We start from the raw sequence: 24,096 nt of genomic DNA, 5'->3' as shown, positions 1-24,096 counted from the left end.
CTCAGCCCTGCCCTTGCCGCACGGCAAACAAGGCCGCATAGGCCAGCAGGTTGGCCGCGCCCAGCCAGGCCCAGGCGCGCCACGCCGAGCGCGCCATGAACACGGCCGCGCAGGCGGCGAGCCACAGCGGCGGCACGATCCACATGTTGAACTGGTACTTGTTGAGCGGCGCCAGGCCGCCGGGCCCGAGCCAGGCGAACAGGCCCGACAGCGCGATCGCCAGGCCGAAGCCCAGCAGCGTGCCGGCCAGGCTCAGCGACAGCCACGTGGTGCGGGTGCGGGGCTCACTGCGCGCCATCGACGTCCTCCGACGGTGCGGGCCGCCCGGCCGTGAGGTAGGGCAGCGCGATCCACACGCACATGACGAGCGTAAGCGCGGTGAAGAAGCCGGCCGCCGGATGCAGCGCGCGGCACAGGCCCGCGACACCCGCCAGCATCAGCGCACAGCCGGCGCCGCGCAGCCACGCGGGGCGCCGCAGCGGGCCCCCCAGACGCTGCCGCGGCGCAGCACGGTACACGCACAGCGCGCCGAGCGCGGTGCCCAGGCTCGACAAGAGCAACACCATCACCAGGCGTACGACAGCGTGGCGGTGGCGGTGCGGCGCGCGCCGTAGTTGCAGGGCGAGCCGTTGCTCATCAGGCAGTGCGAGACGTAACGCTTGTCGGACACGTTGGCCAAAGTCAGTCGCAGCCGCGCGCCTTTCAGGGTCTCGCTCAGCATGCCCAGGTCATACGAGGCGCCGAGGTCCCAGAGGAACAGCGAGGGAATGCGCAGCGCCGGGTCGTAGGTGGGCGCCGTGTCGTAGGCCGACATGTAGCGCGCGCCGATGCCCGCCTGCAGGCCGGGCACGCTCTCGAAGCGGTAGTCCATCCAGGCCGAGGCCTGGTGCCGCGGCGTGCGCAGCATGTCCTGGCCCAACGCGACGCGGTCGTTGCTGCTGCGCACTTCCGAGTCGGTGTACGAGTAGGCGGCGATGAGGCTCAGGCGCGACGTGAGTTCAGCCTTGGCTTCCAGCTCGAGCCCGCGCAGGCGCTGGCGGCCGGTCTGCACCGAGTACTGCGCGTTGAGCCCGTCGGGCGTGAGGCCGTTCTCCAGTTCGTTGCGGAACAGCGAAGCCGTCATGAAGCCCCAGCCGCCGACGGGCTCGTACTTCAGGCCCACCTCGAACTGCCGGCCCTTCTGCGCCTGGAACGGCCGGTTGAGCCGGTCCACGCCGGAGGTCGGCAGGAACGAGGTCGAGTAGCTCGCGTAGGGCGCGATGCCGCTGTCGAACACGTAGGTGAGGCCGACGCGGCCGGTGGTCGCCGAATCGTCGGTGGCGACCGTGGGTCGCGAGGCCAGCGTGCGGTTCGTGGTGTCGATGGACGAGCGGTCGTGGCGCAGGCCCAGCGTGGCGATGGCGCGGCCCCAGCGGATCTGGTCCTGCACGTACAGGCCGGTCTGCTGCAGCTGCTGCAGGTTCGAGGTGGTGTACGCGGTCGGCCGCGTCACGGGCAGGCCGTACACCGGGTTCAGCACGTCCAGCGACGGCACGCCCACGGCGCTGTTGGCGAAGTTGAACGAGAGCTTTCCGCGCAGGTGGTCCACGCCGGCCAGCAGCGTGTGCTCCAGCGGGCCGGTGCGCACCTTGGCTTCGACCTGCGTGTCGACCGACAGCGAGCGGATGTCGTCGTCCGAGATGGCCGAGACGCGGTTCATCGTGTGGCCGTCGGGCCGGTAGGCGTTGAACGGGTGCACGCGCACCAGGAACATGTCCTGCTCGGCGTGGCCGTAGCGCAGGTTCTGGCGCACGGCGAAGGTGTCGTTGAAGCGGTGCTCGAACGCATAGCCGATCGACTTGTACGTGCGGTTGAAGCTGTCGGTGGACGGCTCGCCGAGGTACAGGCTGCGCGGGATGTAGCCGAACAGCGCGCTCGGCGTGTGCGAGCCGACCACCGGATAGAAGCGCGGGCTCATCCGCGGATCGTCCTTCTGGTAGTGCATCTGCAGCGTGAGCGACGTGGCGGCCGACGGGCGCCACGTGAAGCTCGGCGCGATCATGGTCTGCGTGTCGCGCTCGTGGTCGACCTGCGTGTGCGCGTCGCGCCGCAGCGCCACGAGCCGGTAGAGCCACTGGCCGTCCTTGTCGATCGGGCCCGTGAGGTCCGCCGCCACCTGGGCACCGCCGAAGTTGGTGGCCGTGACCTGCACCTCGCGCTGGGCTTCAGCCTGCGGCCGCTTCGACACCTGGTTGAGCAGGCCGCCGGGAATCGACTTGCCGTAGAGCACCGACGCCGGACCCTTGATGACCTCGATGCGCTCCAGCCCGTAGGCCGGGATGCGCGGCACCGCATAGCTCGACGGATCGCCGGGCATCGGCAGGCCGTCCAGCCACTGAGTGCCGAAGGTGTTGTAGCCGCGGATGTAGTTCCAGTCGTAGCGCACGTCGAAGCCGTTGGGCTCGGCCAGCACGCCCGCCGTGTAGCGCAGCGCCTCCGCCACGGTGCGCGCGCCCTGGTCGTCCATCTGCGCGCGCGTGACCACGTTGATGAGCTGCGGCGTCTCCAGCAGCGAGGTGTCGGTCTTGGTGGCGCTGGCGCTGCGCTTGGCGACGTAGCCCTGCACCGGGCCGGTGGCGGTTTCCTGCGGGCCGGCGGCCTGCACGGTCACCACCGGCAGCACGGTGCCGCCGGCGGTTGCGTTCGGCGATGCCGCGCCCGACGCCGCGGACGCGGGAACGGGCGAGCGGCCCAGCGTGTAGCTGCCGTTGGGCTGGCGCACCGCCTGCAGGCCGTGGCCGCGCAGCAGCTCGGCAAAGCCGTCGCCCACGGTGAAGCTGCCGGCCAGGCCCGCGGTGTTGCGGCCCTGCAGCAGGCTCGCGTCGACCGACAGCTCGATGCCCGCAGCGCTGGCGAAGCCGCCCAGCGCGCGGTCGAGCGGACCGGCCGGAATGTTGAAGCTGCGCGCGCCGTCGGCGACCGGGCGCGCCGCCGGCTGGGCCTGCGCGGGCAGCACCACGGCACCGGCCGCGCCGAGCGCCAGGCCCATCACCAGCGCGGCCCGCGCCGAAGCGGCGATGCGGTGGGTCGCGAAGGCCGCGAGGCCAGGGCGTGGCAGCGGCAAGTGACGGATGGCAGCGGGGCGCTGGGGGAGACGGGTCGCCATGGCGGGAGTCCTTTCAGTTCGGAAGATTTCTATGCACTCCCCTGTCTCCCGGGCGAGCGCGGCAAAACCTCAAGCCATGGCGAAAGAAATTTGTAACGACGGCGCGAGGGGCGCCGTCACCGCGCCTGCACCGTCACCCAGTAGCGGGAGCGGTAGGCCAGCGACACCGGCAGCGCGGACGCCAGGTTCTGCAGCGCCCGGTCGGTGTCGTGCAGCGAGAAGACGCCGGTCACACGCAGCGCCGCCACCTCGGGCGCGCAGCGCAGCAGGCCGGGCCGGAAGCGCGCGAGTTCGGCGACGAAGTCGTCCACGCGCATCGCCTCGGCCACCAGCACGCCGCGCGCCCAGGCGGCGGCGCTGTCGGGCGCGGCCTCGGGCGGCTGCGCGCTGTCGGCGAAGAAGACCGTGCGCTCGCCGGCGTCGACGCGCACGGCGTCGGCGGTGGCGCGCGCGGGGCGCACTTCGATCGCGCCCTCGAACACGGCCACATGCGACGACGCCTCGTCCTGGCGCACGGTGAAGCGGGTGCCCAGCGCCTCGACCGTGCCCTCGCGGCTTTGCACGCGCAGCGGGCGGTGCGTGGCGGCCGGGTCGGGCGCGCTCGTCACCAGAATTTCGCCGGCACGCAGCACGATGCGGCGCTCGTGCGCGTCGAAGCGCACGTCGATGGCCGTGGCGGTGGACAGCACGACCCGCGTGCCGTCGGGCAGCGTGATCTCGCGGATCTCGCCCGTGCGCGTGCCGATGTCGGACGCCACCAGCTGCCAGCCGTCGGTGCGGCGCACGGCCGCGGCCAGCCCGCCGACGGCCACGGTCAGGCCGAGCAGCTGCAGCGCGCGGCGGCGCGAGGCCTGCACGCGGCGCGGCGGCGCGGCGCGCAATGCGTGGCTCGCCACGTCGCGCGGTACGCCGTGCAGCTTGTCGTCGAAACCCAGCAGACGGCACCAGGCGCGCTCGTGGTCGGGGTGCTGCGCGCGCCAGCGCTCGCAGGCCGCGCGGTCCTGATCACTAGCCTCGCCCGACCACAGGCGCGCCATCCACTGCGCCCCGCGCTGCACGACGGCGGGGTCGATCGGATTGGCGTCGACGGTTGGGGCGACGGAACTCATGCGTGCATCACTTGGTAGCAGGCCTGCAGGCCGGCCGCGATGTATTTCTCGACCGAGGACACACTCACGCCGAGTTCCTGCGCGATCTCGCGGTAGCTGAGCCCGTCGAGCCGGCACAGCAGCAAGGCAGTGCGGGCCTTGGCCGGCAGGCCTTGCAGGATCGTGTCGAGTTCGAGCAGCGCCTCGAGCGCAAGTGCGCGTTCTTCTTCAGACGGCGCCAGCGCCTCGGGCCCCAGCGCGATCGCTTCCATGTACGCGGCCTCGATCTGGCGGCGCCGGTACAGGTCGATCACCAGCCCGTTGGCGATCTGCGTCAGGTGGCGGCGCGACTCGTCCGGCGGCGGCACCCGGCCCGACGACAGGATGCGCAGGTAGGTGTCGTGCGCAATGTCCGCCGCGTCGAAGGCATTGCCCAGTCGCTTGCGCAGCCAGCCGCGCAGCCACCCATGGTGGTCGCTGTACAGGACTTCGACGGGCTGAGAGGGTGCGACTTCGGTGAACGCCAAGGGTGACCTCTGCCACTTGCGGTGGCGGCACGGGCAAACCATTAATAAGAATGGTTCTCATTTTAGTGCAGCCCGGCGCGCCCCTGTGTCCCCTCGAAAGCACGGTCGTGCGGCAGCCGTTGCGGGCCCTCGCTCTTGAAAGGTCATCGAATGCCCTTATGATTAGCACTCGCTGCTGACGAGTGCTAACAGCCCTCCCATCCAGTCGACAGGTCGCCGGTTTCTCCGGCGTCCGACCACAAACAAACCCGTTTCTTACCCTTCCAGGAGATGCAATGAAACTTCGTCCTTTGGCCGATCGCGTGATCGTCAAGCGTGTTGACAGCGAAACCAAGACCGCCTCTGGCATCGTCATCCCCGACGCAGCCGCCGAAAAGCCCGATCAGGGTGAAGTCCTGGCCGTGGGCCCGGGCAAGCGCAACGACAAGGGCGAACTGGCCGCACTGACCGTCAAGGTCGGCGACCGCGTCCTGTTCGGCAAGTACAGCGGCCAGACCGTCAAGGTCGATGGCGACGAACTGCTCGTGATGAAGGAAGACGACCTGTTCGCAGTCGTCGAGAAGTAATTCTTCTCCTCCTTTCGATCTCATCCAAATTCAATCCATTCGGAGTTAATTCATCATGGCAGCAAAAGACGTAGTCTTCGGCGGAGAAGCCCGCGCACGCATGGTCGAGGGTGTCAACATCCTGGCCAACGCAGTCAAAGTGACCCTGGGCCCCAAGGGCCGCAACGTGGTGCTCGAGCGTTCGTTCGGCGCCCCCACCGTGACCAAGGACGGTGTGTCCGTGGCCAAGGAAATCGAACTCAAGGACAAGCTGCAGAACATGGGCGCCCAGCTCGTGAAGGAAGTGGCCTCCAAGACCAGCGACAACGCTGGTGACGGCACCACGACCGCCACGGTCCTGGCCCAAGCCATCGTTCGCGAAGGTTTCAAGCTGGTGGCTGCCGGCATGAACCCGATGGACCTGAAGCGCGGCATCGACAAGGCTGTCACGGCCCTGGTCGCCGAGCTGAAGAAGGCTTCCAAGCCCACCACCACCTCCAAGGAAATCGCGCAAGTCGGCTCCATCTCGGCCAACAGCGACGAAACCATCGGCAAGCTCATCGCTGACGCGATGGACAAGGTCGGCAAGGAAGGCGTGATCACCGTGGAAGACGGCAAGTCGCTGGACAGCGAACTCGACGTCGTCGAAGGCATGCAGTTCGACCGCGGCTACCTGTCGCCCTACTTCATCAACAACCCCGAGAAGCAATCGGCGCTGTTGGACAACCCCTTCGTGCTGCTGTTCGACAAGAAGATCAGCAACATCCGTGACCTGCTGCCGGTGCTGGAGCAAGTCGCCAAGGCTGGCCGTCCGCTGCTGATCATTGCCGAAGAAGTCGAAGGCGAAGCCCTGGCTACGCTGGTCGTGAACACGATCCGCGGCATCCTGAAGGTCGTGGCTGTCAAGGCTCCTGGCTTCGGCGACCGCCGCAAGGCCATGCTGGAAGACATCGCCATCCTGACGGGCGGCAAGGTCATCGCTGAAGAAGTGGGCCTGACGCTCGAAAAGGTGACGCTGGCCGACCTGGGTCAAGCCAAGCGCATCGAAGTGGGCAAGGAAAACACGATCATCATCGACGGCGCTGGCGCTGCGGGTGACATCGAAGCCCGCGTGAAGCAAGTGCGCGTTCAGATCGAAGAAGCGACCAGCGACTACGACCGTGAAAAGCTGCAAGAGCGCGTGGCCAAGCTGGCCGGCGGCGTTGCAGTGATCAAGGTTGGCGCTGCCACCGAAGTCGAAATGAAGGAAAAGAAGGCTCGCGTCGAAGACGCCCTGCACGCCACCCGCGCTGCAGTGGAAGAAGGCGTTGTGGCTGGCGGCGGCGTGGCTCTGCTGCGTGCCAAGCAAGCTGTGGGCGACTCGGTCAAGGGCGACAACGCCGACCAGGAAGCCGGCATCAAGCTGGTGCTGAAGGCCATCGAAGCCCCCCTGCGCGAAATCGTGAACAACGCCGGCGGCGAAGCCTCGGTGGTGGTGAACGCTGTGTTGGCCGGCAAGGGCAACTACGGCTTCAACGCTGCGAACGACACGTACGGCGACATGCTCGAGCTGGGCATCCTGGACCCGACGAAGGTCACCCGCACTGCACTGCAGAACGCCGCTTCGGTGTCCTCGCTGCTGCTGACGACCGAAGCCATGATCGCTGACGCTCCGAAGGACGAGTCGGGCGCCGGCGGCGGCATGCCTGACATGGGTGGCATGGGCGGCATGGGCGGCATGGGCATGTAATGCCCGGCTGAGCTCTGCTCACCAAACGAAAGGGCCGCGCAAGCGGCCCTTTTTCATTGCGCGCGACGTTTATCGAAACTGATCGCGCAGCGCCATGTAGAGCACCTGAAAACGCGCATGCCGCGTCTTGTGCCCACTGGCCCCTTCGGCTGAGGGCACCAGCGTCTGCTTCACCGGCGGCAGCGTGCACACGTCGGCCACCGCACCCCCATCGGCCAGCCACGCCAACCGCGCCGCACCGAGCGCACCGCCCGTCTCGCTGCCAGCGTAGAGCGTGAGCTCCACCTGGAAGATGTCGGCCAGCAACTGCCCCCACCAGACACTGCGCGCACCGCCACCCACGAGCGCGACTTCGCGCAGCGGCATGTCGGCCGGCAAGCGCAGCGTGTCGAAGCCATCACGAAGACCAAAGCTCACGCCCTCGACCACGGCATAGGCGATCTCTGCGGGGCCGTGGGCATGCGTGAGGCCGAAGAGCACGCCTTGCGCATTCGGGTTGTTGTGCGGCGACCGTTCGCCCGACAGATACGGCAGGAACAGCGGGCAGCGCGCCCGATCCGTCAACGCAACCGATGCCGCCGCTTCGAGCAACGCCGCCTCGTCGACGAACTTGAAGGTCTTCGCCGCCCAACTCACCGCACTCGCGGCCGAGAGCATCACCGACATCTGGTGCCAGCGCTTGGGCAGCGCATGGCAGAAGGCGTGCATCGCCTGCGCGGGGTTCGGCAGGAAACGGTCGGTCGAGACGAACACCACGCCCGAGGTGCCGAGCGAGACAAAACCCTGCCCCGGCTCGACGAGCCCCATGCCGACTGCGCTGGCGGCGTTGTCGCCCGCGCCGCCGGCGATCTTCACGCCATCGCGCAAGCCCCAGCGCGCCGCGAGTTCAGGCTTGAGCAGCGCGGAGACTTCGCTGCCTTCGACCAGCCGCGGCATGTGATCGCGCGTGAGCCCCGTGGCAGCAAGCAGTTCGTCGGACCAGTCGCGCGCGCCCACGTCGAGCCAGAGCGTGCCGGCCGCATCGGACATCTCGCTGACCGCCTCGCCGCTGAGCATGAAGCGCAGCCAGTCTTTCGGCAGCAGCACGCGCGCGACGCGGGCGAAGACCTCGGGCTCGTGCTCGCGCACCCACAGCAGCTTGGGCGCGGTGAAGCCGGGCATCGCGAGGTTGCCCGCGATCTCGCCCAGGCGCGGCACGGCGCGCGTGAGCGCCTCGCACTGCGTGCCGCTGCGGCCGTCGTTCCAGAGGATGGCCGGGCGCAGCACCTCACCCGCTGCGTCGAGCAGCGTGGCGCCGTGCATCTGGCCCGACAGGCCGATGGCGCGCACCTGCGACAGCGCCTCGGCATGCGCCGTGCGCAGTTCGGTCATGACCGTGTCGAGCGCCTGCCACCATTGGGCGGGCGCCTGTTCCGACCACAGTGGTTGCGGCCGATCGACCGTGAGCGGCGCGCGTGCCACGCCGACGATGCGGTGATCGTCCGCGAGCAACAATGCCTTGAGCTCGGACGTGCCGAGGTCGAGTCCCAGATACAAGATGGTCTCCCTGATGGCGCCTTCGGAGCGGGCGCGTTCGCCTTGAAAGAAGTCAGCCGAAGCGCGTGTCGGCCTGGCGCCTGAATTCGCTCGGCGTCATGCCCTTGATTTCAAGGAAGCGCCGGTTGAAGTTCGCCACGTTGTTGAAGCCCACCTGGTAGCAGATGTCGGTCACGTAGTGATCGGTCTGCATGAGCAGGTGGCAGGCGCTGTTGATGCGCACGCGGTTCACGAAGTCGGTGAAGCTGTTGCCGGTCGAGCGGCGGAAGAAGCGACTGAAGCGGCTCTCGCTCATGCCCAGCTCGGCGGCCACGTCCGACATCGAGATCGAGTCGGTCATGTTGTTGGTGATGCGGTTCACGATGTCATTGATCTGGTCGACCTGCGCATCGCCGTCGCTGCCCTGCACGCCCTGCATCTGCACGCTCGACAGCAGCCGATAGTCGGTGCACTGCGCCAGGTCGGCCATGAACTCGCAGAACAGCCCCAGGCGCCGCACGCCGCGCGCCGCCTTGATGGCGTCCCAGTGCGCGAGCGCCTGTTCCGACATACCGAAGAACTCGATGCCGTGGCGCGCGCGGTCGAGCAGCGGCATCACGTCGCGCAGTTCGGGAATCTCGGCGGCCGCGCGCTCGATGGGCTCGTGGCGGAACTGGATCACGCGGTCGCGCCCGGCCGCGCCTTCTTCGGGCACGTCGAGCGAGATCCAGTTGTGCGGCAGGCGCGGTCCGCACAGCACGAGATGCCCGGGCTGGAACGGCCCGATCCAGTCGCCGATGAAGGCCTTGCCCGAGGTCTCGGTGATCAGGTGCAGCTCGTAGTCTTCGTGGAAGTGCCAACGCACCAGCGGACTCGGGAAGCCGTGCGCGAGGCAGCGCACCAGGCCGGTTTCTTCCGGGGCCTCGTAGCCCAATGAAGGAGAGCGCGCGAAATCGCGCTCCAGTTCGGGCTGGCGTTGGCGAGGGATCGCGCGTTTGCGGGTGGTCGTTGTCATGGCAGCACGGATCGATCAGGGCCGGGAAGCGACGGCCTCATTGTCTTCCTGCGAAAGCGCCGTGTGAACGGCTTCCAGCGTCGGTGGATCGGCGCCCTCGCGGGTGCAGTTCAGGGCCGCTGCGGTGGCGGCAAAGCGCATCACGGCGCGCCAGGCGTCGTCGCCGAGTTCGGCCAGTTGCGCCGGATGCTCCACGCCATGGGCCAGCAGCGCCACGGACAGCCCGGCGGTGAAGGTGTCGCCCGCGCCGATGGTGTCGACCACCTCGACGCGCGGCGCGGCCACGGTGAGCGGGGCGCTGCCGGTGCGCCACAGCGTGGCGCCAGCACCGCCGCGCGTGACAACGACGGCGCGCGCGCCGGCCGTGAGGCACTCGGCCGCGAGCGCATCGACGGGCCGCCCGGGGGCGAGCAGCTGAGCATCCTCGTCGCTGAGCTTGACGAGGTCGGCCATGGCGAACCACTCGGTGACACGGGCGCGGTAGGCGGCCATGTTCGGGATCAGGCTCGGCCGCACGTTGGGGTCGAACACGATCACGCAGCGCCCGGTATGGGCCGCCACGAGGTCGGTGATGCGCGACGACGCCGGCTCCTGCAGCAGCGAGATCGAGCCGAAGTGCAGAAAGCGGCATTCCGCAGGCAGCTGCGGCAGCGGCTCGGGCGCCCAGGTCGCGTCGGCACTGCCGCGTGTGTAGAAGGCGTAGCGGTTGGTCTGCGGCGTGCGCTCGACAAAGGCCAGCGTCGACGGCGCATCGCTGCGCAGGATGAGACGGGTGTCGACGCCGTTGCGTTCGAGAAAGGCCATCAGCCGTTCGCCGAACAGGTCGGTCGAGAGCTGCGTGAGAAAACCGGTCGGCTGCCCAAGCCGCGCGCAGGCCACGGCCGTGTTGAGCGGCGAGCCGCCCTCGTGGCCCAGGAACGCCAGCGAACCCCCTTCGCCGGCGGTGAAATCGATCAGGGCCTCGCCCGTGAGTGCAATGCGCATGGTGTGTTTATTTTGTTCTTCTGTCAGGGCAAGGCCCGGGCGTCGGCCAGGAAACCCGCTTCGGCAGCCAGGGTGGCGGGATGGTCGAGCAGCTCGGCAAAGAGGCGCGGCGGGATGGTGATGGCGCCCACGCCGAGCCCCAGCAGCGACAGGTACGCCGCACGCGATCGGATGCTCGCCACCAGCAGCCGCGTGCCCGACGCGGGGCGCCGTGCAACCAGCGACTGCATCTGCGCGATGAGCCCGAGCCCATCGATGCCGGCGTCTTCGAGCCGGCCGAGGTACGGCGCCGCGTAGGCCGCGCCCAGTTGCGCGGCAAAGTGCGCCTGCTCGGGCGCGTACACGGCGGTCCAGGTGACGGGCACGCCCTGCGCGATGAGCTGCGCGCCGGCATCCAGGCCCTGGCGCGTGGCGGGAATCTTGATGACGAGCTGGCCGCGGTCGAACTGCGGCAGCAACGCCTGCGCGTCTTCGAGCATGCCGTCGACCTCGCTCGAATACACCTGCGCCTGCACCTGGCGCGCGCCCAGCTCGATGCAGCGCTTGAGCAGCCCCGGCACGGCCGCACGGCCCACGCCGGCGCGCTGCAGCAGCGTCGGGTTGGTCGTCACGCCATGCACCACCGGGTGCGGCAGGCAGGCCTGCAGGTCGGCCAGGTCGGCGCTGTCGAGGTACAGATGGAAATCGTCGTTCATGCGAAAGAGGGGGTTCAGCTCATGACATTGCCGCCGTCGACATTGAGGGTCTGCGCCGTGATGTAGCGCGCCTCGTCGCTGGCGAGAAACACCGCCGCCCCTGCAATGTCGCCCGGCACGCCCATGCGCCCGAGCGGCACGTCGAGGCCGATACGCCGCTTCTTCTCGCCCGGCGCGAGCCCTTCGGCTTTGGCAAACAGGCTGTCGACATGGTCCCACATCGGCGTGTCGACCACACCGGGGGCGATGCCGTTGACGCGGATGCCGTGCGGCGCCATGGCCAGCGCGGCGCTCTGCGTGTAGCTGATGACGGCCGCCTTGGTCGCGCAGTAGTGCGACACCAGCGCCTCGCCGCGGCGCCCGGCCTGCGAGGCCATGTTGATGACTGACGCGCCCTGCGTGCCGGCCTCGACCATGTGGCGCAGCACGGCCTGCATCACGAAGAACATGCCCTTCACGTTGACGGCGAAGAGCCGGTCGAACGAGGCTTCGTCGCTGTCGAGCAGCGGCGCGAGGTCGAACACGGCGGCGTTGTTGAACAGCGTATGGATAGGGCCGAAGGCGACCTGTGCCGCGGCCAGCATGTGCGCGATGGCCTGCGTGTCGGTCACGTCGGCCGCGATGTAAGCGAGGCTGTCGGGGTGGCGCTGCTGCAGAGCCCGCACTGCGTCGGGCGCGGCGGTCGCGCGGTCGATCACGCTGCAGCGCGCGCCCTCGGCGATGCAGGCCTCGGCCACGGCCAGACCGATGCCGCCGGCGGCGCCGGTCAGCAGCACATGACGATCCTGCAGCCGGCCGCTCATGGCGCGGCCTTCTCTTCGACAAAGCGCGCCACGCGCTCTCCGGCACGGCGCACCGCGTCGACCAGCCGGGCATCGCCCGCGAGGCTGCCCCACAGCCCGGCATCGGCGCACAGCGCCGCCACCGGGTCGGCCGCGTCGCAGATGGCGTGCGCCACGGCGTCGTCCATGCTCTGGTCCTGGTAGGCATAGGGCAGCTCGCCCCGGTGCCAGCGCTGCAGGAACGCGAGGAACAGCGCGGGCAGCATCGCCACGCTGTCGATGCCCTGCCCGGCCGCGAGGCGCTCGCGCACGGTCGGCGCGATGAAGCCCGGGATCTTCGAGAAGCCGTCGGCCGCCACGCGCTGGTTTGTGTCGCGGATCGCGGGGTTGCCGAAGCGGTCGAGCACCACGTCGCGGTAGGCCGCGAGGTCGATCGGGCTCGGGCTCAGGCACGGGATGACGTCGTCCGTCACGTAGTCGAAGGCCATCTGGCGGATGGCGGCGTCGTGCGTGCCTTCGTGGATGAAGCCCAGCCCCGCCAGCGTGCCCGACCAGGCGATGCAGCTGTGCGTGGCGTTGAGGATGCGGATCTTGGCCTCTTCATACGGCTGCACCGATTCGACCAGCTCGACACCCACGCGCCCCCAGTCGGGCCGCCCGGCGACAAAGTCGTCTTCGATCACCCACTGGATGAAGCTCTCGCCCGTGACCGCCGCGCCGTCGTCGCGGCCCGTGGCGGCTTGCACGCGCGCGCGCAGTTCCGATGGAGGACGCGGCGTGATGCGGTCGACCATCGCGTTCGGGCAGCGGGTGTTGGCATCGACCCAAGCCTGCAGCGGCGCGTCGCCGACCAGCGCGATGAACTCGAGCAGGCCCGCGCGGAAGCGGTCGCCGTTGTGGCGCAGGTTGTCGCAGTTCAGGAGCGTCACGGGGCCCGCCTGCGCGGCACACCGTGCCCGCAGGATCGCGCAGACCGCGCCGTAGATCGTCTCGCCAGCCTCACCGCGCCGCGCGCGCTCGATGTCGGCCGCGAGGTCGATGAACGACAGGTCGAGCTTGCCCTTGGTGTCGAGGTAGTAGCCGGCCTCGGTCACCGTGAAGGAGACGATGCGCGTGGACGGCGCGGCGCCGCGCGCGATCACCGCGGCCAGCGAGGGCTCGTACGGCAGCACCTCGCGGATGGCTTCGATCTGCGCGTAGCGGTACTCACCGGCCGGCGACACCGTCTCGAGCGTGTAGCGCCCGCCCTGGGCCTGCAGCGCCGCAACGACCTCGGCCATGTCGGGCCGGATGTTGGCACCCGACAGCGACCAGCGGGTGTCGCCTTCGTCGATCAGCCGCTGCAGGTAGACGGCCTGGTGGGCACGGTGGAACGAGCCGAGGCCGAGGTGAAGCACCGTGAATTCAGAAGGCGCCGGTGGGGTGGGCACGAGGGCCGCTGCTGCTGCGAGGGTCACGGGGAAGGTCCGGGAAAGATGAAAGATCGTCGGGTCAGGCGGCCACAGCGCGGCCTTCGCGGCTGAACAGGTGCAGCACGGACGGGTCGAGCTCGACCGCCACGTCGTCGCCAGCCTGCAGCGGCGTGCGCTCGTTCTGGCGCGCAATGAGCGGCACGCCGCCCACGTCCACGTGGATCAGCGTGTCGGCGCCCAGCGCCTCGATGAGCTCGACGCGGCCCGGCACACCGGCGGCCGCGCCCTGCTTCGGATGCACGCGCAGGCCTTCGGGACGCACGCCCAGGAAACCATCGCTCGGCAAACGCCCGCCGGTCGCGGCGGAAAAGCTCGGGATCGCGCTCGCCGCCACCATGTTCATCGACGGCATGCCGATGAACTGCGCGACGAACTGATTGGCCGGGCGGTCGTAGAGTTCGAGCGGTGTGCCGACCTGTTCGATGAGCCCGTCTTTCAGCACCACCACGCGGTCGGCCAGCGTCATGGCCTCGACCTGATCGTGCGTCACGTAGATCGTGGTCGCACCGAGCGCACGGTGCAGCTTGTGGATTTCGACGCGCGTGTTGCCGCGCAGCGCCGCGTCGAGGTTGGACAGCGGCTCGTCGAACAGGAACACCTTCGGTGCACGAACGATGGCGCGACCGATGGCTACGCGCTGGCGCTGACCGCCCGACAGGTCTTTCGGTGTGCGGTCGAGGTACTGCGTGAGGTTCAGCGTCTTCGCCGCGTGCTCGACCTTGGTCTTGATCTCGCTCTTGGCCACGCCCGCGAGCTTGAGCGCGAAGGACATGTTGTCGTACACGCTCATGTGCGGGTACAGCGCTTAGCTCTGGAACACCATCGCGAGGTCGCGTTTGCCCGAAGGCGCCCAGGTGATGTCCTTGCCGTCGAGCAGCAGGTTGCCGCTGGTGATCGGCTCGAGCCCCGCAATCAGGCGCAGCAGCGTCGACTTGCCGCAGCCCGAAGGCCCGACGAAGACGATGAATTCGCCCTTCTGGATGTCGAGGTCGACGCCCTTGATGATGTTGACGTCACCAAAGCTCTTCTTGATGTTCTTGAGTTCGAGGTAGGCCATGAGATGTCTCCCTTTTCTTTACTTGACGGCGCCGAAGGTCAGGCCTTGCACCAGTTGCTTCTGGCTGAACCAGCCGAACACGACGATGGGCGCGATGGCCATCAGCGAGGCGGCCGACAACTTGGCCCAGAACAGGCCTTCGGGGCTGGAGTACGAGGCGATGAGCGTGGCCAGCGTGCCGGCCTTGGCGGAGGTGAGGTTCAATGCCCAGAAGGCCTCGTTCCAGCTCAGCACCAGGCACAGCAGGCCGGTCGATGCGAGCCCGCCCACCGACAGCGGCAGCACGACATGGCGGAACTCGGTCCACAGGCTCGCGCCGTCCATGCGCGCCGCTTCGAGGATCTCGTTCGGAATGTCCTTGTAGGCGCTGTAGAGCATCCACACCATGATCGGCAGGTTCGACAGCGTGAACACGATGGTGAGCGCAGTGAGCGAATCGAGCATGCCCGCGGTCTGTGCGAGCACGTAGATCGGCACCAGTGCGCCCACGGCCGGCATCATCTTGGTGGAGAGCATCCACATGAGGATGTCGCGCGTCTTCTTCGTGCGAAAGAAGGCCATCGAGTACGCGGCGGGCGCGGCGATCAGGAGGCCCAGGATGGTCGAGCCCAGGCTGGTGATGAGCGAGTTGCGCGCATACAGCAGGTAGTCGCTGCGGCGCTGCACTTCGCCGAAGTTGTCGAGCGTGGGTTCGAAGATGAACAGCGGCGGCACATGAATGGCCTGCAGTTCCGTCTTGAAGGCCGTGAGGAACAGCCAGCCGAGCGGGAAGAACAGAAGCAGCGCCACAGCCCACGCACCGACGGTGCGCAGCAGCTGGGGAAGGAAGTTGCTGGGTTGCATGGTCGTTCCTTCAATCAAGGTTCTTGCCGATGATGCGAATGAGGAACACCGCGACGATGTTCGCCAGCACCACCGCAAACAGCGCACCGGCCGAAGCCACGCCCACATCGAAATTCATGAGCGACTGCTTGAAGATCATGTAGGTCATGTTCGTGCTCTCGTTGCCCGGGCCGCCATTGGTGGTGATGGCGATCTCGGCGAACACGCTGAGCAGGAAGATCATCTCGATCATGATCACGACCGCCATCGGGCGGCCAAGGTGCGGAATGGTGAGATAGAAGAAACGCTGGAACGAACTCGCGCCGTCCATGCGCGCGGCTTCCATCTGCTCGCGGTCGAGCGACTGCAGCGAAGTGATGAAGATCAGGCAGGCGAAAGGCAGCCACTGCCACGCCACCATGATGATCACGGAGAACAGCGGCACGTCGGTGAGCCAGTCGACCGGCTGCGCGCCGAAGAAGCGCCACAGGTCGGCCAGCACACCATAGATGGGGTTCATCATCATGTGCTTCCACAGCAGCGCATTGACTGCGGGCATGACGAAGAAGGGTGAAATCAGCAGCACGCGCACGATGCCGCGGCCCGGGAAGGGTTCGTTCACCAGCAGCGCGAGCAGCACGCCGAACACCACCGTGATGACGATCACGCTGCCGATGAGCAGCAGCGTGTTCCACGTGGCCGGCCAGAAGTCGGGGTCGGTGACGAAGTAGTGAAAGTTCTCGAGGCCCGCGAAGGTGCGTTCGCCGGGTTGCATGAGGTTGTAGTTCACGAACGAGAAGTACAACGTCATCAGCAGCGGCACGATCATCCAGAGGAAGAGCGTGAGCACGGCGGGCGCCATAAGGGCGCGGGGCAGGAGTCTTTTCATGGTCTGTTCCTCTCGGGCTGCGGCCCTCTCCCCGCGGGGAGAGGGAAAGAAGCGCGGCTTACTTGTAGTAGCCGGCCTTCTTCATCTCGCGTTCCGCTGCGGTCTGCGAGGTCTTCAGCGCCTGGTCGACCGTGACCTTGCCCGACAGCGCCGCGCTCATCTGCTGGCCCACCGCCACGCCGATGGCCTGGAACTCGGGAATGGCTGCGTACTGCACGCCGACGTACGGCGACTTCGGCAAGGTGCTGTCGCTGAGGTTGGCGCTGTCGATGGCCTTCTTCTCGGCGGCGGCGAACTTGGCGACCTTCTGGAACTCGGGGTTCGCATAGGTCGACTTGCGCGTGCCGGTGGGCACCGTGCCCCAGCCGTGCTCCTTGGCGACGAGGTTGACGTACTCCTTGGAAGTCGCCCACTTCACGAAGGTCTGTGCCGCGGCGCCCTTGGTCGAGCTGGCGGGAATGGCGAGGTTCCAGGTCCACAGCCAGTTCGCGCCCTTCGGCGTCACGGCGACAGGTGCTTGCGCGAAGGCCACCTTGTCGGCCACCTTCGACTGCTTGGGATCGCTGATGAACGAGGCGGCGATGGTCGCGTCGACCCACATGCCGCACTTGCCTTCGTTGAAGAGCGCGAGGTTCTCGTTGAAGCTGTTGGCCGAGGCGCCCGGCGGGCCGTAGGCCTTCATGAGGTCGACGTAGAAGCCGATCGCGTCCTTCCAGGGCTTGGTGTCGATCTGCGGTTTCCACTGCATGTCGAACCACTGGCCGCCGTGGGTGTTGACCAGCGTGGTCAGGAAGGCCATGTTGTCGCCCCAGCCCGGCTTGCCGCGCAGGCACATGCCGTACAGGCCACCCTTCGGGTCATGGATCTTGCCGGCGAATTCCTTCACCTGCGCCCAGGTGGGCTGCTCGGGCATCTTGAAGCCGACCTTGTCGGCCAGGTCCTTGCGGTACATGAGCATCGAGCTCTCGCCGTAGAACGGTGCGGCGTACAGCTTGCCTTCGTGCGACAGGCCGGCGCGGATGGCGGGCAGCAGGTCGTCGACGTCGTAGGCCGCATCGGTGGCGATGGGCTGCAGCCAGCCCTTCTTCGACCAGATCGGCGCTTCGTACAGGCCGATGGTCATCACGTCGAACTGGCCGCCCTTGGTGGCGATGTCGGTGGTCACACGCTGGCGCAGCGTGCCTTCTTCGAGCGTGACCCACTTGAGCTTGATGTCGGGGTTCGCCTTCTCGAAGAAGGGCGTGAGCTTCTGCATCTCGATCATGTGGCCGTTGTTGACGGTCGCGATCACGAGTTCGGTGGCGGCGTGGGACACGAGGCCCGTGCCGATGAGTGCGAGGGCGAGGCCCGCTTTCAGAAAGCGCTTCATGTTGTCTCCTTGGGTGAGCGACGCCCCGATGCGTGGTCGCCGTGCCCGGATTCTGGAGAAACGCGCTTGCGGGTTTGGTATTTGGAAGGTTACCGGCAGTACTTTCATGCACCAGTCGGCTAGTGAATTCCCTAGTTCACGCAATTCAGGATGGAAAACTGCCTGTCTGAAGTTCTCAGGCGTGCCCGCCGCCACCCAGCAGCTGGCGCCGGAACTGCGCGGCGGCCGGCGACAGCGCGCGGTCTTCGCGGGTGATCAGGCAGATCGGTGGCACGCGCACCGGCAGCTCCACCGGCACCGTGCGCAGCACGCCCAGCCGGCCGTAGTGGTTGGCCTGCGAGGCCGGCATGACGGCGGCCATGTCGGAGTTCTCCAGCAGGGCCGTGATGGCGATGGGCGATGCTGTTTCGATGATGTCCAGCCGCGCCTGGATGCCCGCCTCGCGCATCGCCGCCTCGAAGCGCCCGCGCTGCGGCGACCCCGGCGGCTGCAGCACCCACGACCAGTTCGCCATCTCGGCCAGCGTGACCGTGGCCGCGCGCTCGAACACCGGATGCGCCGCGCGCACCACGACCACCTGCGATTCGCCCAGCAGCGGCACGCTCGCGTACTTGGCCTCGTCGTGCCCGTCGGTGAGGCGACCCAGCACGAGGTCGACATCGCCCTGCTCGAGCTGCGCCTGCATCACGTCGCTGGTCTCGACCACCACCGACACGGCCACCTGCGGATGGCGCAGGTGGTACGCCACCAGCGCCGGTGCCAGCAGCTCGGGCACCGCGCCCGGCACGCTGCCCACGCGCAGCGCCCCGCTGAGGCCCGAGCGCAGCGCGAGCATTTCCTCGCGCGCGGTGCCGAAGTCGCTGAGCACGCGGCGGGCGTAGCGGATGAGGATCTCGCCGTAGGGCGTGGGCGCCATGCCACGCGCCGAACGCTCGAAGAGCTGTTCGCCCAGCGACTCCTCCAGTTGCTGCAGCAACTTGGTGGCCGCAGGCTGGCTGATGTTCATGGCCTCGGCCGCGCGGCCGAGGTGGCGGTGCGCGTCGAGCCGGGCCAGCAACAGCAGCTGGCGCGGCCGGACATGGAGCATCAGCGAAGCGTCCGTGAGGCCTGTGTTCATGCACAAAAGTATATGGAGCTTCGGCCTTTTTCGATTGGATCGCGTGCCAGAAGCTCCTTAGGCTCGAGGCCACAACAAGCAGGAGACGACGCGATGACCTTCTTTCCCCTGGCCCGCGGTGCCGGCGTGGCGGCGCTGCTGGCGCTGGCCGCCTGCCTGAGCGCGGGCGCACAGCCGGCCTACCCCGACAAGCCGCTGCGCATCCTGGTCGGCGCCTCGCCGGGCGGCGGCACCGACATCCTCGCGCGCGTGCTGGCCGACAAGTTCGCGCCCGTGCTCAAGCAGCCCGTGACGGTGGAAAACCGCCCCGGTGCCTCGAACACCATCGCCGGCGAACTCACGGCCCGCGCGCCGGCCGACGGCGCCACGCTGCTGCTGGCCACCAACACGGCGCAGGCCGTGGCGCCGCACATCCTCAAGCTCAAGTACGACCCGCTGAAAGACCTGCAACCCATCGGCCTCGTGGCCGTGATGCCCAACGTGCTGGTGGTGTCGGCCAACTCGCCCTACCGATCGGTGAAGGACCTGCTGGCCGCCATGGCCGCCAAGCCGGGCGGCTTCAAGTACGCGTCGTCGGGCATCGGCAGCACGCAGCACGTGGGCGGCGAGGCCTTCAACCTGGCCACGGGCATGACCTCGATCCACGTACCCTACAAGGGCAGCTCGCAGGCGCACATCGACATCATCTCGGGCGAGGTCGAGATGATGTTCGACAGCACCTCCTCGGCCATGGGCCAGATCCGCGCCGGCAAGTTCCGCGCGCTGGCCGTGAGCGCGCCACAGCGCTCGCCCGAGCTGCCCGACGTGCCCACGCTCGCCGAGCAAGGCATCAAGGGCGCCGACGTGTCGACCTGGTACGGCCTGTACGTGACGGCCGGCACGCCGCGCGCCGCCATCGAGCGGCTGAGCGCCGAACTCACGCGCACGATGAACCTGGCAGACGTGCAGTCGCGCATCAAGGCACTCGGCGGCGAGCCCGGCACGCTGATCGGCGAGCCCTTCGCGGCGATGAACAAGCAGGAGTTCGACCACTACGGCCAGCTCGTGCGCGCGGCGCGCATCAAGGCCGAGTGAGGCCGCCCTTCCCTTCTCTTTTCCCCACATCCATTGCCGACCATGCCAACCCCATCGACAACCCCGAGCGTGACCTCCGCCAAACCCCGCATCGCCGTGCTGCTCGGCGACCCCAGCGGCGTCGGCCCCGAGATGGCCGTGAAGCTGCTCGCGCGCCAGCGCAACCTCGACGCCGCGCGCGTGCTGCTGATCGCCGACCCCGTTGTGCTGGCCGCGGGCGAGCGCGTGGCGGGCGTGAAGCTGGCGCCGCTGCCGGTCAACACCCTCGACGACCTGCGCTTCGAGGACGGCCGGCTCAGCCTCCTCACACGCGACTGGATGGCGGGCGAGGAGCCGGTGCTCGGCGAGTCGAACGAACGCTCGGGCCGGGCCTCGTTCCAGGCGCTCGAAGACGCGACCGTGGCCGTGCGACGCGGCCAAGCGGATGCGATCCTCTTCGCGCCCCTCAACAAGCATTCACTGCGGCTCGGAGGCCTGACGCACGAGGACGAACTGCGCTACATGCAGGAACGCTTCGCCGTGACCAGCTTCGTCTGCGAGTTCAACCTCACCGGATCGCTGTGGACCTCGCGCGTGACCTCGCACATTCCGCTGAAGGACGTGGCACGGCACATCACGGTGGAAGGCGTGAGCGACGCCGTGAAGATCATCGCGTCGACACTGCGCCGCGCCGGCGTGGCCCAGCCGCGCATCGCGGTGACCGGGCTCAACCCGCACGCGGGCGATGGCGGCTCGATCGGCATGGAAGAGATCGAGATCATCGCGCCCGCCATCGAACAGCTGCGCGCCGAGGGCTACGACGCGCGCGGCCCGTTCTCGCCCGACACCGTGTTCATCGGCGCACGACGCGGCGACGTGGACGCGGTGGTGTCGATGTACCACGACCAGGGCCAGATCGCGATGAAGCTCATGGGCTTCGAACAGGGCGTGACCTTGCACGGCGGGCTGCCGGTGCCGGTGGCGACATCGGCCAGCGGCAGCGCCTTCGACATTGCCGGCAAGGGCATGGCGCAGATCGAAGGGCTGCAGCAGGCCTTCGACCTGTGCGTGCGGATGGCGAGCGGCGCGCCTGCTGCACCAGCGTCCGTCGAAACGGCGGTGGCCTGAGCTGCTTGCGCCGCAAAAGAAAAGGGCCGCATGTGCGGCCCTTGAGGGGAAAGATCAGGCGCTCGGCGGTTCGCCGTAAGCATTGCTCTCCGGCTGCGACGGCTGAACGAAGAAGTAGATCAGCACCAAGTTGATCAGCGGGATGATCGACAGCAGCAGGAACCAGCCGCTCTTGCCGATGTCGTGCAGGCGGCGCACACCCACCGCGAGTGCGGGCAGAAGCAGGGCCAGCGCTGCGATGAAATACACGTACTCATGAATCAGGCCCGTCACGACGAGCACGCCGAACTGGGCCAGAAAAAACCACCAGAACTCGGAACGCGACGCACGACCGGTGAAATCGGTGTACTTGGCGATGCACGTCTTGACCGCTGTTTGAAAGTCCATTGACTCGCTCCTCTTGATGAATCCCAGGGAAATTCCCCCGGGGCCATCATATCGGCGCACTGTGCAACGACAAACTCGACCAAACCGGCCACCACGCTGCAAACCAATGGTCTAACGGCCTAGCGAATAGAGCGTTTGGCCAAGGCTTGCGAAGCTTGCAGTGACGTGTGCCGTCAGGCGCTCAGCCGCTTCAGCAGGCCGGCCGTCGAGGCGTCGAGCCCCGAGACATCGCCCGAAGCGAGGCGCGGTTCGATGTCGCGCGCCAGCACCTTGCCAAGCTCCACGCCCCACTGGTCGAAGCTGTTGATGCCCCACAGCGCGCCGCTGGTGAACACGCGGTGCTCGTACATCGCGAGGAAGGCGCCCAGTGCTTCGGGCGTGAGCTTCTCGAACACGAAGAAGGTGCTCGGCCGGTTGCCCGGAAAGTTCTTGTGGCCGCCTTCGTCGAGCTTGCCGACCATCAGCGCCTGCGCCTGCGCGAGCGCATTGGCGAGCAGCTTGGAATGGTGGCCGTCGAGGTCGTGCGAGGCGTCGCGCACCGCCATGAATTCGAGCGGGATCACGTCGGTGCCCTGGTGCAGCATCTGGAAGTACGCGTGCTGCCCGTTGGTACCGGGCTCGCCCCAAAGCACGGGCGAAGTGCCGAAGGCCAGCGGCGCGCCGCTCGCGTCGACCTGCTTGCCGTTGCTCTCCATCTCGAGCTGCTGCAGGTAGGCCGGCACGCGCTTCAAGGCGCTGTGGTACGGCGCGATGCTGCGGCTCGTGAAGCGGTGGAAGTTGCGGTACCAGACGTCGAGCAGGCCCAGGCGCACTGGCAGGTTCTGCTCGAGCGGCGCGGTGCGGAAGTGCTCGTCCATCGCATGCGCGCCTGCCAGCAGCCGGCGAAAGCCGTCGGCGCCGATGGCCAGTGCAATCGGCAGGCCGATGGCCGACCACAGCGAATAGCGGCCGCCCACCCAGTCCCAGAAGCCGAAGGTGGTGGCGATGCCGAACTTGTTCGCGGCCTCGACATTCGTCGTGAGTGCGGCGAAGTGGCCTGCGATGTCGGTGCCGCCCGATTGCTCGTACCAGCGCTTGGCCGAGAGCGCGTTGGTCATCGTCTCGGCCGTGGTGAAGGTCTTGGAGGCGACCAGGAACAGCGTGTGCTCGGGCGCCAGACCCTTCAGCACGCCCGCCAGCTCGTGGCCGTCGACGTTCGAGACGAAGTGAAAGCGCTTGCCCGGCGCCACGAACTCCGCAAGCGCCAGCACCGCCATCTGCGGGCCGAGGTCGGAACCGCCGATGCCGATGTTGACCACGTCGGTGATCGTGTGGTCACTGCGCACCTTTTCGGCGTAGGCCAGCATGGCGTCGAGCGTGGCGTGCACCTCGCGCAGCTCGTGGGCCGTCTGGCGGCCGGTGGCCGCATCGGCCGGCGCGCGCAGCAGCGTGTGCAGCACGGCGCGGTCTTCGGTGTTGTTGATGTGCGCGCCCGCGAACAGGGCGTCGCGGTGGGCCTCGAGGCCGCATTCGCGCGCGAGCGTGAACAGCAGCGCCTCGGTGCGCGCGTCGATCAGGTTCTTCGACAGGTCGGCAAAGACGTGGGGCGCCTCCTGGCTGAAGCGCGCGAAGCGCCCGGTGTCGTCCACGAAGGCATGGCGAAGATCGAACTGGCGACCGGCCGTGTCGAAGCTGGACTGCAGTTGCGCCCAGGCCGGCGCGCGGTCACAGCGCAGGGTCATGGTCATGTTTACTTGCCGCTTTCCTGCATGAGCTTTTCGAGCTTCACGGCGTCGGCCGCGAAAGCGCGGATGCCCTCGGCGAGCTTCTCGGTGGCCATGGCGTCTTCGTTGAGTGCGAAGCGGAAGCCGGCCTCGTCGTAGCTCACCTTCTCGGCGTTGCCGCTCGCGGCAGCCTTGGCGTCGAGCGCGTGCGTGAGCGGCTCGTTGCTCGCGGCCAGTTCGGCCAGCAGCTCGGGGCTGATGGTCAGCAGGTCGCAGCCGGCGAGCGCCTGGATCTGCCCCACATTGCGGAAGCTCGCGCCCATGACCTCGGTCTGGATGCCCTGCTGCTTGTAGTAGTTGAAGATCTCGCGCACCGACTGCACGCCCGGGTCGTTGGCGCCGGCATTGGCCGCTTCGTCCCACTTGGCACCGGCCGACTTCTTGTACCAGTCGTAGATGCGGCCCACGAAAGGCGAGATGAGCTGCACGCCGGCCGCGCCGCAGGCCACGGCCTGCGCGAACGAGAACAGCAGCGTGAGATTGGTGCGGATGCCCTTCTGCTGGAGCAGGCGCGCGGCCTCGATGCCTTCCCAGGTGGAGGCAACCTTGATCAGCAGGCGCTTCTCGGTGTCGATGCCTTCGGCCTTGTACAGCGCCACGATGCGCTCGCCGCGGGCCACGGTGGCGGCGGTGTCGAACGAGAGGCGGGCGTCGACTTCGGTGGACACGCGGCCCGGAATGATGGAGAGGATTTCGGTGCCGAAGCGCACCAGCAGGCGGTCGATGACCTCGTCGAGCGGTTTGCCGGCATGTGCTTTCACGGTCTCGTCGAGCAGCGGCCGGTACTCGGCCTTCTGCACGGCCTTGAGGATCAGCGACGGGTTGGTGGTCGCGTCCTGCGGCTTGGAAATGCTGAGCTGCTTGAAGTCGCCGGTGTCGGCAACCACGGTGGTCCACTGGCGGAGTGCATCGAGTTGGTTCATGAAATCAATTATCCGGGGAGGGGGGTGACAAGTCCTGCACGCAGTTGCGCATCGGGCGATGTTTTCATGCGAACCGTAGCACGGGTTTTCG

Annotated in this window: 22 protein-coding genes and 1 pseudogene; 4 read left to right on the top strand and 19 right to left on the bottom strand. The window is 67.9% G+C overall.

Annotated elements, in window-relative coordinates:
* Position 1 precedes the first annotated feature (1 nt).
* From IG196_RS04010 to IG196_RS03990, 5 genes are all read right to left on the bottom strand, one after another.
* Positions 2–298, bottom strand: a complete 297-nt coding sequence (locus IG196_RS04010; protein WP_192195117.1) for a hypothetical protein — start codon at positions 296–298, stop codon at positions 2–4.
* The gene (locus IG196_RS04005; protein ID WP_412556366.1) at positions 285–569 is read right to left on the bottom strand and encodes a hypothetical protein; all 285 of its coding nucleotides are present in this window, start codon (positions 567–569) and stop codon (positions 285–287) included. The genes IG196_RS04010 and IG196_RS04005 overlap by 14 nt, the downstream gene beginning before the upstream one ends.
* Complete coding sequence (locus tag IG196_RS04000; protein WP_225616919.1) at positions 566–3,145, bottom strand: TonB-dependent siderophore receptor; 2,580 nt, start codon at positions 3,143–3,145, stop codon at positions 566–568. Before IG196_RS04000 ends, IG196_RS04005 begins: the two co-directional genes overlap by 4 nt.
* 116 nt (positions 3,146–3,261) lie before the next feature.
* Positions 3,262–4,254, bottom strand: coding sequence for a FecR domain-containing protein (locus tag IG196_RS03995; RefSeq protein WP_225616918.1), 993 nt, complete (start codon positions 4,252–4,254; stop codon positions 3,262–3,264).
* Positions 4,251–4,802 carry a sigma-70 family RNA polymerase sigma factor gene (locus IG196_RS03990; protein WP_192195116.1) on the bottom strand — a complete coding sequence of 184 codons (552 nt, stop codon included), beginning with the start codon at positions 4,800–4,802 and terminating at the stop codon, positions 4,251–4,253. The genes IG196_RS03995 and IG196_RS03990 overlap by 4 nt, the downstream gene beginning before the upstream one ends.
* Before the next feature lie 233 nt (positions 4,803–5,035).
* On the opposite strand from IG196_RS03990, the gene IG196_RS03985 reads away from it, so the two are divergent.
* Together IG196_RS03985 and groL are read left to right on the top strand one after the other, a co-directional pair.
* Positions 5,036–5,326: a co-chaperone GroES gene (locus IG196_RS03985; protein ID WP_056572926.1), complete on the top strand. Its 291-nt coding sequence runs from the start codon at positions 5,036–5,038 to the stop codon at positions 5,324–5,326.
* A gap of 55 nt (positions 5,327–5,381) precedes the next feature.
* Entirely contained in the window at positions 5,382–7,034 is a 1,653-nt protein-coding gene (gene groL, locus IG196_RS03980) for a chaperonin GroEL (RefSeq protein ID WP_099795250.1), read from the top strand.
* Positions 7,035–7,103: 69 nt separating this feature from the next.
* Here groL and xylB read toward each other — a convergent pair whose 3' ends face one another.
* The 11 genes and pseudogenes from xylB to IG196_RS03925 form a co-directional block, all read right to left on the bottom strand.
* Positions 7,104–8,570: a xylulokinase gene (gene xylB / locus IG196_RS03975; RefSeq protein ID WP_192195115.1), complete on the bottom strand. Its 1,467-nt coding sequence runs from the start codon at positions 8,568–8,570 to the stop codon at positions 7,104–7,106.
* Between the two features lie 52 nt (positions 8,571–8,622).
* The gene (locus IG196_RS03970) at positions 8,623–9,564 is read right to left on the bottom strand and encodes an AraC family transcriptional regulator (RefSeq protein ID WP_070059980.1); all 942 of its coding nucleotides are present in this window, start codon (positions 9,562–9,564) and stop codon (positions 8,623–8,625) included.
* Between the two features lie 15 nt (positions 9,565–9,579).
* Positions 9,580–10,548: a carbohydrate kinase family protein gene (locus tag IG196_RS03965; RefSeq protein ID WP_192195114.1), complete on the bottom strand. Its 969-nt coding sequence runs from the start codon at positions 10,546–10,548 to the stop codon at positions 9,580–9,582.
* 23 nt (positions 10,549–10,571) lie between these two features.
* Positions 10,572–11,243, bottom strand: coding sequence for a transaldolase family protein (locus IG196_RS03960; RefSeq protein ID WP_192195113.1), 672 nt, complete (start codon positions 11,241–11,243; stop codon positions 10,572–10,574).
* A gap of 14 nt (positions 11,244–11,257) precedes the next feature.
* The gene (locus tag IG196_RS03955; RefSeq protein WP_192195112.1) at positions 11,258–12,046 is read right to left on the bottom strand and encodes an L-iditol 2-dehydrogenase; all 789 of its coding nucleotides are present in this window, start codon (positions 12,044–12,046) and stop codon (positions 11,258–11,260) included.
* A complete protein-coding gene (dalD, locus tag IG196_RS03950) occupies positions 12,043–13,422 on the bottom strand; it encodes a D-arabinitol 4-dehydrogenase (RefSeq protein WP_192196910.1) in 1,380 nt (459 codons plus the stop codon). Before dalD ends, IG196_RS03955 begins: the two co-directional genes overlap by 4 nt.
* Before the next feature lie 94 nt (positions 13,423–13,516).
* Positions 13,517–14,554, bottom strand: a pseudogene (locus tag IG196_RS03945) (ABC transporter ATP-binding protein).
* Positions 14,555–14,572: 18 nt separating this feature from the next.
* A complete protein-coding gene (locus IG196_RS03940; protein WP_099795242.1) occupies positions 14,573–15,397 on the bottom strand; it encodes a carbohydrate ABC transporter permease in 825 nt (274 codons plus the stop codon).
* A gap of 10 nt (positions 15,398–15,407) precedes the next feature.
* Positions 15,408–16,265, bottom strand: coding sequence for a carbohydrate ABC transporter permease (locus IG196_RS03935; protein ID WP_099795241.1), 858 nt, complete (start codon positions 16,263–16,265; stop codon positions 15,408–15,410).
* A 58-nt stretch (positions 16,266–16,323) separates the two neighbouring features.
* A complete protein-coding gene (locus IG196_RS03930; RefSeq protein WP_192195111.1) occupies positions 16,324–17,634 on the bottom strand; it encodes an ABC transporter substrate-binding protein in 1,311 nt (436 codons plus the stop codon).
* Positions 17,635–17,809: 175 nt separating this feature from the next.
* The gene (locus tag IG196_RS03925) at positions 17,810–18,751 is read right to left on the bottom strand and encodes a LysR family transcriptional regulator (protein ID WP_192195110.1); all 942 of its coding nucleotides are present in this window, start codon (positions 18,749–18,751) and stop codon (positions 17,810–17,812) included.
* A gap of 93 nt (positions 18,752–18,844) precedes the next feature.
* On the opposite strand from IG196_RS03925, the gene IG196_RS03920 reads away from it, so the two are divergent.
* Positions 18,845–19,825, top strand: coding sequence for a Bug family tripartite tricarboxylate transporter substrate binding protein (locus IG196_RS03920; protein WP_192195109.1), 981 nt, complete (start codon positions 18,845–18,847; stop codon positions 19,823–19,825).
* 69 nt (positions 19,826–19,894) lie between these two features.
* Complete coding sequence (locus tag IG196_RS03915; RefSeq protein ID WP_225616916.1) at positions 19,895–20,932, top strand: 4-hydroxythreonine-4-phosphate dehydrogenase PdxA; 1,038 nt, start codon at positions 19,895–19,897, stop codon at positions 20,930–20,932.
* A 54-nt stretch (positions 20,933–20,986) separates the two neighbouring features.
* Here the strand turns inward: IG196_RS03915 and IG196_RS03910 are convergent, their stop codons facing one another.
* The 3 genes from IG196_RS03910 to tal form a co-directional block, all read right to left on the bottom strand.
* Positions 20,987–21,319: a DUF805 domain-containing protein gene (locus tag IG196_RS03910; protein WP_062472662.1), complete on the bottom strand. Its 333-nt coding sequence runs from the start codon at positions 21,317–21,319 to the stop codon at positions 20,987–20,989.
* Positions 21,320–21,492: 173 nt separating this feature from the next.
* Positions 21,493–23,046, bottom strand: coding sequence for a glucose-6-phosphate isomerase (gene pgi, locus IG196_RS03905; protein WP_192195107.1), 1,554 nt, complete (start codon positions 23,044–23,046; stop codon positions 21,493–21,495).
* A gap of 2 nt (positions 23,047–23,048) precedes the next feature.
* Positions 23,049–24,005, bottom strand: coding sequence for a transaldolase (gene tal / locus IG196_RS03900; protein WP_192195106.1), 957 nt, complete (start codon positions 24,003–24,005; stop codon positions 23,049–23,051).
* Positions 24,006–24,096 lie beyond the last annotated feature (91 nt).

Origin of the sequence: Variovorax sp. 38R (assembly GCF_014843395.1) — a bacterium.
In the GTDB taxonomy this organism is placed as follows: Bacteria; Pseudomonadota; Gammaproteobacteria; order Burkholderiales; family Burkholderiaceae_C; genus Variovorax; species Variovorax paradoxus_H.
The sequence above is the reverse complement of the archived record's forward strand: the minus strand, read 5'-3'. Positions and strand labels throughout refer to the sequence as shown.